8 protein-coding genes are annotated in these 12,258 nt (G+C 47.1%); 2 read left to right on the top strand and 6 right to left on the bottom strand.

Translation table 11 applies throughout. The features are described 5' to 3' along the window. Position 1: 1 nt before the first annotated feature. The 3 genes from ACLHR0_RS05850 to ACLHR0_RS05860 all read right to left on the bottom strand — a co-directional run bounded on the left by ACLHR0_RS05850 (position 2) and on the right by ACLHR0_RS05860 (position 7,337). Complete coding sequence (locus ACLHR0_RS05850) at positions 2-2,431, bottom strand: beta-propeller fold lactonase family protein (RefSeq protein WP_436485325.1); 2,430 nt, start codon at positions 2,429-2,431, stop codon at positions 2-4. 148 nt (positions 2,432-2,579) lie between these two features. Then, entirely contained in the window at positions 2,580-5,981 is a 3,402-nt protein-coding gene (locus ACLHR0_RS05855; RefSeq protein WP_436485327.1) for a methylmalonyl-CoA mutase family protein, read from the bottom strand. Between the two features lie 636 nt (positions 5,982-6,617). After that, on the bottom strand, positions 6,618-7,337 hold the full coding sequence (locus tag ACLHR0_RS05860; RefSeq protein ID WP_370908580.1) for an NUDIX hydrolase: 720 nt from the start codon (positions 7,335-7,337) through the stop codon (positions 6,618-6,620). Positions 7,338-7,502: 165 nt separating this feature from the next. On the opposite strand from ACLHR0_RS05860, the gene ligA reads away from it, so the two are divergent. Both ligA and ACLHR0_RS05870 read left to right on the top strand, forming a co-directional pair. Next, positions 7,503-9,611 (top strand): NAD-dependent DNA ligase LigA, encoded by a 2,109-nt coding sequence (gene ligA, locus ACLHR0_RS05865; protein ID WP_436485329.1) that lies wholly within the window; start codon positions 7,503-7,505, stop codon positions 9,609-9,611. Positions 9,612-9,662: 51 nt separating this feature from the next. Then, complete coding sequence (locus tag ACLHR0_RS05870; RefSeq protein WP_079471170.1) at positions 9,663-10,100, top strand: nucleoside deaminase; 438 nt, start codon at positions 9,663-9,665, stop codon at positions 10,098-10,100. Here ACLHR0_RS05870 and ACLHR0_RS05875 read toward each other — a convergent pair whose 3' ends face one another. From ACLHR0_RS05875 to ACLHR0_RS05885, 3 genes are all read right to left on the bottom strand, one after another. Continuing rightward, positions 10,101-11,030, bottom strand: a complete 930-nt coding sequence (locus tag ACLHR0_RS05875; RefSeq protein ID WP_142684834.1) for an SPFH domain-containing protein — start codon at positions 11,028-11,030, stop codon at positions 10,101-10,103. A 92-nt stretch (positions 11,031-11,122) separates the two neighbouring features. Next, positions 11,123-11,332: a hypothetical protein gene (locus tag ACLHR0_RS05880; protein ID WP_436485331.1), complete on the bottom strand. Its 210-nt coding sequence runs from the start codon at positions 11,330-11,332 to the stop codon at positions 11,123-11,125. Between the two features lie 119 nt (positions 11,333-11,451). Next, positions 11,452-12,156 (bottom strand): LuxR C-terminal-related transcriptional regulator, encoded by a 705-nt coding sequence (locus tag ACLHR0_RS05885; RefSeq protein ID WP_370908583.1) that lies wholly within the window; start codon positions 12,154-12,156, stop codon positions 11,452-11,454. Positions 12,157-12,258: the final 102 nt, after the last annotated feature.

Raw genomic sequence — 12,258 nt, forward strand, 5'->3', positions numbered from 1 at the left:
ATCAATCGTCCTCATCTTCGGCAGCCCGTAACTTCACAAAAGCGCTTCTCCTGGGCGCCGGCATCACTGCCTGTTCACCATGAATAGCCTTCCACACCACCTCATTCAGCTCCAGGTCAGGCACCCGGTCTTCATGCGCCAGGTCGAAGCTGGCCGACCGGCGGGCGCTTTCATTCCAGGCAGTATTTCTTTCGTTAATATCCACATTTGCAGGCAATACGGTGTACGGCCGCAGATCAGGCGTAGCGGAAAATAATTCCCACATGGGAGTAGCCGCAGCATCATACTGGCTCATCGCCGGCAAACCCAGGATCAACTCCATCGTACGCAGCATACCCGATGTGGAATACATGTTATGATTTACGGCATTCCGCTTTACGTAAGGGCTGATCACGTAAGCCGGTGAACGGTGGGCATCCACGTGATCAGGGCCATTCTGCGCATCATCTTCCAGTATAAAAATGGCGCTCTCCTTCCATATCTTACTGTGGGAGATGTAATCTACCAGCCGGCCTACCGCCAGATCGTTATCGGCCACGGAAGCATACGGCGAATAGGCGCCCTTCCGCATGCCGCTGGTATGATCATTCCCCAAACGGATGCTGTTAAAATGCGGTACTGCATCTATCGCCAGCAATGAATCGAAATCATGCTGCCAGATTTCCTGCCGCGCAATATCCTGTATGGAAAGGTCGAAAGAAGGATAATCGCTGCAGAAATGATTGTCCAGCGATTTCAGCGCGGCCTTTCCCTTGCCGGCAAACTCACCGTAGGTGCGGTAGCTCACACCAGCGCGCTGACAGTAATCCCAAATAAATCCTTTTTCCGGATAAGCCACTTTACGGCTGCCTTCATAGTCGTAGCTACCACCGCGACCACCATAACTGGTAGGCCATGTCTTCTCCACGTAATCAGTAGCATAAGCTGCCATGCTCCAGTTATGCCCGTCGGCGCTTACTTCCGCATCTACATAAAAATTATCCAGTAATACAAACTCGTTGGATAAACGATGCTGGTTAGGAGTAATGCGCTCAGGGAAAATACATAAGCTGCTGTCGCCATTACCCTGCGGCATGTCACCTAACACCTGGTCGTAGGTGCGGTTTTCCTTGATAATATAAAATACATACTTAATAGGCGATGATTGTCCGGCGGCACGGGGAATAGGATTCCCCGCTTCCCCAGCGGCATGCTGCTCTTTCTCTTTTGTGTAAGGTGTATTTTCATACACCTGTTTGGACCAGCGGCCCAGCAGCGCTTCGCCCGGTTCATTGAATACCGACAGTGTACCTTTAAATAAACCGGCTATATACTGTACGGGCCTATCTTTACGGGTATTAGCCAGGTGCGATCCGCTTTCATCTTTCCTGCTCACCGGATTAGGCCCTTCCGGATTAGCCATCGACGTAAATCCCTTGCCATTGGCTACAAATATTTTTTTGCCGATCCTTCTTACACAAGTGGGATACCATCCTACCGGGATAAACCCTTCCGACCTGCTCTTACCTGGTGTTTCCACATCAAAAACAGCCAGACAGTTATTATCGGCATTGGCAATATAAAGTGTGTTGTTATTGGCAGACAGCGCCAGGCCATTAGTGGTGGAGCCGGCCGGAGCATCCGGGTACAGCGCTGTTTGCAGCGATTCAATCACCCGTTGACCGGTAGTACTGATCACCGATACCGAATTATCATTGGCATTAGCCACGTACAAATATTTCCCGTTGGCAGACAATATCATTTCGTTAGGATGACTTCCCGTTTTGATAGTGTTTATAATCTTATTAGTGGCAATATCAAATACCGCCACCGCATCGCCTCCCCAGAGAGAGATGTATAACAGGTTCCTGTTTTTAGATGAGACAACAGTATATGCTTCCGCACCCAATGCCACTTTGCCCACCACCTTATTGGTAAGCAAGTCGATACTATATAAGCTGTTGTCTTCCTTGGTAGCTACGTATAACCGGTTACGTGAGTAATCAATGGTCATTCCGGTAGGACAAATTTTCTCTTTGGGCCACGACAATCCCAGTCGGATACTATCTGTTACCTGTAATTTATTATTGTTGATAGCATACTGCCATATCACGTTATCGTTGGCGCCGGAAGCATACAGTTTCTTTTCGTCCCTGCTGAATGCAAGACCCAGCCAGGCTTTGGGGATACTCACTTCATCAAGTATCATCTCCTTCCTGGCGTCTATCAGCTGTATGGTTTGTTTGCTCTGCCCGTTGTTGGTAACCGCTATCATTTTTTTCGACGGCGATACTACCATATTCAGCGGTAGATCTCCGAGCGGCAACGAATGCCCCACCGGCGTTAAGGCCCAGCCATTGGGCAGTAACACCCGCTTCGCCATGGTATCTGCTGTTTGGGCATTTGCCTGCAAAGCGCTCAATAAAACCAAACCCAAGAGTATTTTCTTCATAGTAGTTCCGATAAGTGAAGCTGTAAAAATAGGATAGACATGCCCGGCTGATAATGGCCATCAAAAAGGTAATACTAATATAATACAAAGCGGCATAAAAAAAGCCCGTATCAATATCTGATACAGGCTTTTTATAACAGTATTAAGATTACATATTTCTTCTGTACTGCCCTCCTACTTCATACAGTGCATGCGTGATTTGCCCCAATGAGCAATGCTTCACTGTTTCCATCAGCTCTGCAAAGAGGTTGCCATTGCTGACCGCTACCTGCTGCAATTGCTTAAGTGCAGCAGCGCTCTTATGCTGGTGCCTTTGCTGGAAAGCTTCGAGGGTATGGATCTGGAATTCCTTTTCTTCTGTAGTAGAGCGGATCACTTCTGCCGGAATAATGGTAGGGGAGCCGTTTTTATTCAGGAAGGTATTTACGCCTACGATCGGGAATTCGCCGGTATGCTTCAGCGATTCATAGTACAGGCTTTCTTCCTGTATTTTGTTGCGCTGGTACATTCTTTCCATGGCGCCTAATACGCCGCCACGTTCGGTGATGCGGTTGAATTCCGTTAGCACGGCTTCTTCCACCAGGTCGGTGAGTTCCTCAATAAAGAACGCTCCCTGTACGGGGTTTTCGTTTTTAGCAGTACCTAGTTCACGGTTAATGATGAGCTGTATAGCCATTGCCCTTCTCACACTTTCTTCTGTAGGTGTGGTGATGGCTTCATCATAGGCGTTGGTATGCAGGGAATTACAGTTATCGTAAATCGCGTACAGCGCCTGCAAGGTGGTACGGATATCGTTAAAATCAATTTCCTGTGCGTGTAAACTGCGACCGGAAGTTTGAATGTGATACTTCAGTTTCTGGGAGCGGTCGTTTCCTTTGTATTTATACTTGATAGCCTTAGCCCAGATACGGCGGGCCACGCGACCAATCACCGCATACTCGGGGTCCATCCCATTGCTGAAGAAGAACGACAGATTAGGCGCGAAGTCATCGATGTTCATGCCGCGGCTCAGGTAATACTCCACGTAGGTAAAACCGTTGGCCAGGGTAAAGGCCAGCTGGGTGATAGGATTGGCGCCGGCTTCTGCAATGTGGTAGCCGGAAATGCTGACGGAATAGAAGTTGCGTACCTTTTGGGTAATAAAATATTCCTGTACATCGCCCATCAGTTTTAATGCAAATTCTGTAGAGAAGATACAGGTGTTTTGTGCCTGGTCTTCCTTCAGGATATCTGCCTGCACGGTACCACGAACAGTGCTGAGGGCATGCGCTTTGATCTTTTCATACACATCTTTATCGAGTACCTCTTCTCCCGAAATTCCCAACAGCTGCAAACCCAAACCATCGTTACCGGCGGGCAGGTCGCCGCTGTAATGCGGCAGCGGATGATCTTTGAATTTAGTTTTGATGAGGGCCTTTACTTTTTCTGTAAGCCCCTGCTCCTTGATATATTTTTCACATTGCTGATCAATGGCGGCATTCATGAAAAATGCCAGCAGTATGGGCGCCGGGCCGTTAATGGTCATAGACACCGACGTTTTCGGATCGCAGAGATCGAAACCGCTGTATAATTTTTTAGCGTCGTCTACTGTGGCAATGCTCACACCGGAGTTACCCACTTTACCATAAATATCGGGGCGTATTGCCGGATCTTCACCGTAAAGGGTAACGCTGTCGAATGCAGTAGACAGCCGCTTTGCCGGCTGGTCGAGTGATACGTAGTGGAAACGTTTATTCGTCCTTTCGGGACCGCCTTCGCCGGCAAACATGCGCGTAGGATCTTCTCCTTCGCGTTTCAGCGGGAACACGCCCGCTGCGTATGGAAATTCACCAGGCAGGTTTTCTGTGAGCTGCCAGCGGAGAATATCGCCCCAGTCTTTGTATTTAGGCAGTGATACCTTTGGAATACGGCTGTGGCTCAGGCTTTCGCTGTACAGCGGCAGTTTGATCACTTTGTCCCTTACCTGGAACTCATAAAAATCGGCGGCATATTTCTCTACCAGTGCAGGCCATTCCTCCACGAGTTTTTTACATTCGGGATGTAATGATTTCTCCAGGTGGGCTTTCACGTCGGCCAATGTGGCGGCTGATGCCGGCTGCAGCGCCATCACGCCTTGTACCTGGTATAGTTGTGTAGCGAGTGTACATTGTTCATCCACCCATTTGCTGTAATCGCCGATGGCTTCTGAAATCTCTGCCAGGTAGCGTACCCTGGCCGGGGGGATGATCTGTGATTTGGTAGAAGTAGATTTAATGCTTTCATGCGCCATAGGGCCGAAGCTGGCCCCGGTTTTCTCTTCCACTTTTTCCATTACTTTTTCAAACAGCAGGTTGATGCCTGCGTCGTTGAACTGGGAAGCAATAGAGCCCACTACCGGCAATTCTTCTTCCTTGGCGTTCCAGAGGTTATGGTTACGCTTATATTGTTTACGCACATCGTGCAGGGCATCCAGTGCGCCGGCCTTATCAAATTTGTTGATGGCAATCACGTCGGCATAGTCCAGCATGTTGATCTTCTCCAGCTGGGAAGCGGCGCCGTACTCTGGTGTCATCACATACAGCGATACATCGCAGTAATCGGTGATAGCCGTATCGCTCTGCCCAATACCGGATGTTTCCAGGATAATAAAATCGTAGGCGGCCAGTTTGCAGACATCGATGGCTTCCTGGATATGTTCACTGATGGCTTTATCGCTTTCACGGGTTGCCAGCGAACGCATATAGGCACGTGGATGGTGGATGGCATTCATCCGGATCCTGTCGCCCAGCAATGCGCCGCCGGTCTTCTTCTTGGAAGGGTCTACAGAAATTACAGCCACCGTTTTATCGGTAGTATGATTGAGATAGCGGCGCACCAGTTCATCTGTTACGCTGCTTTTACCGGCGCCGCCTGTTCCGGTGATACCGAGTACTGGAGACTTTTCCGGCTCTGTGGCAGTATGGGTAATGTGTGCGCCGGCGGTTTCATCTACGGTGACAGCGGTTCTTGTTTTCTGCCCGCTGAGCAGGGCTACCGGCATATCGTTTTCTGCCAGGCTGATAGCCCTGGCAATGATCTTAGGATTTTTGTCTGCCTGCAGCTGCGGGATATCTTCCACACCGGCGCCGGCAGTTAATGGCTTGATGGCCGTATCGCATTGACTGATCAGATCCTCAATCATACCTTCCAGTCCCATTTGCCGGCCATCGTCCGGTGAATAAAGGCGTGCAATGCCATAGGCATGCAGTTCCGCTATTTCTACAGGAAGAATGGTACCACCGCCGCCGCCAAAGATCTTGATATGACCGCAACCTTTTTCCTGGAGCAGGTCGTACATGTATTTAAAAAATTCCACGTGGCCTCCCTGGTAGGAGGTGACGGCGATTCCCTGTGCATCTTCCTGGATGGCGCAGTCTACGATTTCAGCTGCAGAACGGTTATGCCCCAGGTGAATGACCTCGGCTCCCTTTGCCTGCATAATGCGCCGCATAATATTAATGGCCGCATCATGCCCGTCGAATAAAGCTGCCGCTGTTACAATGCGAACCTTATGTTGTGGTGTATAAGACATATCAATTACCGGATTTTTGACCAGGGGTTCATGCTTCCTGCATGAAATCCACGAAGAATGCAAGTTACGGAAAAAGCAGCTGAACTGCCGGTATAGCGCGGGTTTACCCAGAATTAGAATTGATTGAACAGCTACCGGATCTTATTGCAAAATATTTAACTGATCCCCGATCGGGTTAGTATTTCCCTAAAACAACTTTCCCCTGTACATTACCTGTACAAGGGAAAGCATAAAGTAAGACACAAGGCATTAATGCTTAGCGGTCTTCTGTTTCATAACGTGGAACTATAAAATCAAACTAATGATAAATGATTTATAGCTTTTCAAACTTATTAAATGGAATTTCTACATACGGAAATAAACAAACGAAAAATTGCTTTTGGCGAACAAGTTAAATTTTGGTTTTATAACGATTATTGTTTGCTTCTAAGATGTGTATATCTTACACAATCTTACTTAAAGTTTTGTTAAAAACCAACTTTTTTTTCTATTTAGATAGAAAATTAACCTGGCTGTTTTTTGACAGACACAGGCCATCGCAAATCCTTCGTGACAAAGGATTTCAATCTCATTCAAATTAACAGGAATACAAGAGAATGCAAAAGTGATGGAGAAAAAAATATCAGATCGTCATCTTTAGAAGCCTATTCCGAGATAACGCTTCTTTCTTTGGTCATATTTATCGAAATTGAATTTATAGAGCTTTGCCGGACGATGAGGTACATCTTCCTCTTCTTCATTCAAATCCATCAACAAATCCATCGACAAAAACTTCTTTCTGAAATTACGGCGATCCAGTTCCATATCCAGGATAGCCTCGTACAGGTTCTGCAATTCGCGGAGGGAAAACTTGCGGGGCAACAGGTTAAAACCGATAGGCTGCACCAGCACCTGCTGCTTCAGCCGCTCATGGCAGGTATCCAGGATCTGCTTATGATCAAAGGCCATTTCACGCAGTTCCTTTACACTGTGCCAATGCAATTCGTTATTACTCATCTTCAATTCCACATGCTCAATATTCACCAGTGAATAGTAGGCCACGGTAATCACCCTGCCTGCGGGATGACGCTCCACCGCCCCAAAGGTTTGCACCTGCTCCATGTATACGTTATCCAGCCCGGTGCGCGCCTTCAGCACCCGGTAAGCTGCTTCATCCAGCTCTTCCTCCGGCCGTACAATATCGCCCAGCAACGACCACTTACCCTTAAACTCTTTGAGATCAGATTCTATCAACAGTACCTTCAACTCGTCGTTGTTGAACCCGAAAATGACGCAGTCGACAGAAATAGCTACCTTGAAATAATCCTTTATTTCAACAAGGTGCGTGTTGATGTTCTTGGTGTACATAGACATCATAAAGACGTGGAATTACAGTAAAACTCAGTTTATCAATAACACGCGGAACTATATCCAAATGAAAGAAAAAAATATCACATTTAAAACAAAAGTGCCCGGATTTTTTTCAACAGATATCTCTAACCTGAAAGATAAGTTTAAATTTACGGCTCAGTTATATCAATTATGTACACAAAGGAGATAGAAATAACCCTGACGCAGCTGGCCAAACAACTGCTCAGCCATTTAAAGCAGGAACAACTGCTGCAATCCATTGATGAAACCCTGGATGCCCTTCGCCGTGTAATCAGCTATAACGACTGGCGTTACTACGTGGAAAGTGAACCCGTGATCAGCGACTATGAATACGACCAGTTGTATGCCTGGCTGAAAAAACTCGAACTGGAAAATCCTGACCTCGTTACATCCGACTCCCCCACCCAGCGGGTAGCACAAGGCCTCACCAAAGAATTCATTACGGTACCTCACCTGGTACCCATGCTCAGCCTCGAAAACTCCTACAATGCAGACGACCTGCTGGACTGGGACCGTAAAGCTCGTGAAAGCGCCCGCCTTACCGAAATTGAATATTGCGTTGAACCCAAGTTCGATGGCGCCAGTATTTCACTCATTTATGAAGACGACCGGCTGACACGTGGCGCCACCCGCGGCGATGGCGTAGCAGGAGAAGACATCACCACCAATATCAAACAGATCCGCTCCATCCCGTTGTCTGCCTCCTTCTCAAAATATGGCATTCACCAGATAGAAATACGCGGGGAAGTACTCATTAATAAAAACACTTTCAAAGCCTTTAACGATAAACGTATTGCTGACAACCTCCCCCCGCTGGCCAACCCGCGCAATGCGGCCTCCGGCTCACTGCGGATGGTAGATCCCAATGAAGTGGCCAAACGCGGACTGGAAGCCTTCCTGTATCACATGAGCTATCATAACATGAATACCGGGAAAACAGAACCGGATGCGCTCAAAACACATAGCGGCACACTGGAACTGTTATCTACACTCGGTTTCCGCAGTCCTGCCAAAGAAAAGAAAGTGATAAAAGGCATACAAGGTGTTATCGACTACGTATTAAAATTTGAAACCGAACGGGATAACCTGCCTTATGAAATAGATGGCATGGTGATCAAAGTAAATGACTATGACCTGCAGGACAGGCTGGGCATGACCACCCATCACCCGCGTTGGGCCATCGCCTATAAATTTAAAGCACGGCAGGCCACCAGTAAGCTCCGCAGCGTGGAGTTCCAGGTAGGCCGTACCGGCTCTGTTACTCCCGTGGCAAAAATTGACCCCGTACCCATTGGTGGGGTAACCGTTGGATCTATTTCCCTTTTCAATGAGGAAGTAATTAAAGAGAAAGATCTCAAACTCGGGGATACCGTGCTGGTAGAAAGAGCCGGAGACGTAATTCCTTACATCGTGAAGTCCGTAGCCGACCTGCGCGACGGCAGCGAACAGGAAATCATTTTCCCTACCCGCTGCCCCGTATGTCATGATAAACTCGTAAAGCCGGAAGGGGAAGCCGTTTGGCGCTGCACCAATATCAACTGCGAAGCACAGGTGGTAGAAAGAATGATCCACTTTGTGAGCAAAGACGCCATGGATATTAAAAGCTTCGGCGAAAGTAATGTGCGCAAATTCTTTTTATTAGGACTCCTGAAAGATATACCCGGTATTTATGAATTGGATTTTGAGAAGATAGGCGCGCTGGAAGGCTTTGGTAAAAAATCACTGACCAACCTCCAATCCGCTATTGAGCAATCCAAAACACAGCCGCTGCACCGCCTGATATTCGGGCTCGGCATCCGGTACGTTGGAGAAACAACCGCTAAAACACTGGCCAATGCAGTGAACCATATCATGGACCTCCAAAACTGGACAGAAGAACAGATCCTGGCGCTGGAAGATATAGGACCTAAAGTAGCAGGCTCCATCCGGTTGTTCTTCGCCAACAATGATAACATCGAAATGCTGAACAGGCTGGCAGCGTTGGGTATCAGCATGACCAATACTAAAAAGGAAGCGCATGCGCCGGGTCACCTCAACGGACAAACGTTTTTGTTTACCGGCACCCTTCATAAGCTGAAACGCACCGAGGCAGAGGAAATGGTAGAACAGGAAGGCGGTAAAATAGTGAGCGGCGTGAGCAGCAAACTCAACTACCTGGTAGTAGGCGATGATGCCGGCAGTAAACTGGAAAAGGCCAAGAAAATTAATACTATTAAGATCCTGTCGGAAGATGAGTTCCTGGCAATGATCAACAAATAATTATCAGCCTTTGGTTGCTTTGCAATTAAAGGCTGAATACCAACAGCGGTTATGACAGACGAACATTTTATGCGGCAGGCGATGCAGGAAGCACGCAAAGCCTTTGAAGACGGAGAAGTGCCTATTGGCGCCGTAGTGGTATTAAACAACCGCATTATTGGCCGTGGCTATAATCATGTAGAAAGATTGAACGACTGTACCGCGCACGCAGAAATGATTGCGTTAACAGCTGCGTTCAATACGCTCGGCAGTAAGTACCTGATGGAAGCTACTTTATATGTAACCGTAGAACCTTGCCTGATGTGTGCGGGAGCACTGTATTGGAGTAAGATAGGCAGGATTGTTTATGCAGCGGCAGATGACAAGAACAGCTACCGGAGAGCCACCGGTGACCGGTCCCCGTTTCATCCCAAAACAAAACTGGAGGCCGGCCCGTGCAGCGAAGAAAGTTTACAGCTGATGAAAACCTTCTTTGAACAAAGGAGATAATTATTTTTTGGTGGAATCCATCAGCTTATTCATACCCATCATTTGTTTCATGGTATGATCCATCCCTTCGGAAGAACCATCCAGGAAGATGACGTTTCCTTTTGAGTTTTCAGCAAAGTGCTTAATGGCTTCGGTCCACATGGAGAAGAGGATCACAGAGGTATCCAGGTTGGCCTGCTGCATTTCTTTGGCGGCCATACTCATACCCTTGGCTACTTCTTCACGGAACAGGGCCACACCCATACCACGCAGCTGGGCAGCCTGGCGCTCAGCTTCTGCTGCAATTTTAATAGCATTACCATCTGCTTCCGCTGCTTTGGTTTTAGTGATCAGTAATGCCTGACCTTCATTTTCAGCAGCCGCTTTCAGGTTATTGGAAGCCACTACCTGCGCCATCGACTTCATGATCACTTCATCAAAAGTGATATCATTCATCTGCAGATCCAACAGGTGGAAACCCCATTCTTCCAGGGTTTTGTCGATCTGTTCTTTTACGTGTTCCGTAATATCTTTACGCAGACCTAATACCTCCGCCTGTCTTTTAGTAGCCACAAATCCACGGATAGAGCCTTCAATGGTGCGTACCAGCGCCTGCATGAAGCTTCTTTCATCCATAAATTTGAACGCCACGTTCTTCAGCGTTTCTTCTTCCTGGTTCCATACGGCATACAGCAGCATGGCTTTAAAGTACACATTCGCCTGGTCAATGGTGATAGCCTGGAATTCCAGTTCCACAGACCTGTTCTGGATGGATACCCTTTTAAATACCTTTTCAATGATGGGTATTTTCCAGTTCAGCCCGGGAAAAAGTACCCGGTTGTATTTCCCGAATATAGTGGTAACAGCAATGTTTCCCTGCTGCACCGTTACAAACGATGATAGTATGACGACTAAAGCCAGTACTATCAAAACGATCAAGATAACATTCATAGAATGATTGTTTAGGTAGGGTTTAGGCTGGTAAATATAATGAATTAAAGCCAACGGCAGATGTGGACGAAAACTGCGATTAGTCGCAGTCTCTATATTCTTTGTTTTCTTCTGAAATATATAAATACGTCGTCCAGCTCTATTTGTTTCAACTGGTACGCCAACCGCGTTCTCAGGTCCTCGGTTTCATCTTTTATCCTTCTGTATTGATCTTTAAGGATTTCGTAGCGGGCAACAATTTCTTCTGCAGTGGCAGAGTCCTCCAGTTGTAAGATGTCAAATGCTCTTTCCTCGGTTATCATAGTAGTTATAGGGGTGTTTCAGATAGTAATCATCCCGGATGTTTAAAAACATACGTAATATTTAATCCACTAAATTAGTCGAGTTTGAAAAACGAGCAAATACCCAATGTTGGGTATTTTTATTCAAATCCTATCTTACGGGCAATGGCCACCAATTCTGAGGTGTTACGTACTTTCAGTTTCAGCCGGATATTTTTCCGGTGGGTTTCCACTGTATAACGGCTAAGGTTCAACGATTGGGCTATTTCCTTGTTGTTCAGTCCTTTTACGGCCATCCCCAACACATCTTTCTCCCGTGGGGTCAGTTTGTTGAAAAGGGTTTCATTTTGCCGGCGCATAATAGCAGCCAGCGCTTCAGACAGTTGGGCATTGGTATCAACAGCATTGGTAAGATCCAGGAAGGCACAGATGATTTCCACCACCCTTCCGTTTTTATCGTGCGTAAACGGCACTTCCAGCCCAAGCAACCACCGGTAATCAATTTCTCCTTTTTTGCGGATGCGGGCCAGTCCCCCAAATTGTGCCTTGTTATTAATAAACGATTGCTGCGCTACCGCAGCCAGCTTAAAGTCGTCAGGATGCATGATGTGCCGGAAAAATTCAATGCCCATACCCGTCATCTCATCAGCAGAAAAACCAACGGTTTCTGCGAGACGGTCGTTGCACCACGTCACAGATTTATTATTGTTATCGTAACTGTAAATCATGGCGGGTACATGATGTAAAACGCTCTCCAACCAATGGATACGATTTTTTAAATGCTCATTTTCCTTCTGTAAGGCATTGAGGGAAAAATGTAGCCCCGAGTCCGAGCCTGTCTGCATACTATAAGTTTTAAACAAACAATAGGTAAACAACTGCCAGGCGCATCTGAAAAAATATGCCTGACGTTACGTTCTGTTAAACCGAGTATCCGTAAATATAAA

This window comes from Chitinophaga sp. ARDCPP14 (genome assembly GCF_051362515.1).
Lineage (GTDB): Bacteria > Bacteroidota > Bacteroidia > Chitinophagales > Chitinophagaceae > Chitinophaga.

Bases quoted from the DNA above. Each gene is read 5' to 3' on its own strand.
- ACLHR0_RS05850 (WP_436485325.1), bottom strand. From the start codon at position 2,431: ATGAAGAAAATACTCTTGGGTTTGGTTTTATTGAGCGCTTTGCAGGCA.
- ACLHR0_RS05885 (WP_370908583.1), bottom strand. From the start codon at position 12,156: ATGCAGACAGGCTCGGACTCGGGGCTACATTTTTCCCTCAATGCCTTA.
- ligA (WP_436485329.1), top strand. From the start codon at position 7,503: ATGTACACAAAGGAGATAGAAATAACCCTGACGCAGCTGGCCAAACAA.
- ACLHR0_RS05870 (WP_079471170.1), top strand. From the start codon at position 9,663: ATGACAGACGAACATTTTATGCGGCAGGCGATGCAGGAAGCACGCAAA.
- ACLHR0_RS05875 (WP_142684834.1), bottom strand. From the start codon at position 11,030: ATGAATGTTATCTTGATCGTTTTGATAGTACTGGCTTTAGTCGTCATA.
- ACLHR0_RS05880 (WP_436485331.1), bottom strand. From the start codon at position 11,332: ATGATAACCGAGGAAAGAGCATTTGACATCTTACAACTGGAGGACTCT.
- ACLHR0_RS05860 (WP_370908580.1), bottom strand. From the start codon at position 7,337: ATGATGTCTATGTACACCAAGAACATCAACACGCACCTTGTTGAAATA.
- ACLHR0_RS05855 (WP_436485327.1), bottom strand. From the start codon at position 5,981: ATGTCTTATACACCACAACATAAGGTTCGCATTGTAACAGCGGCAGCT.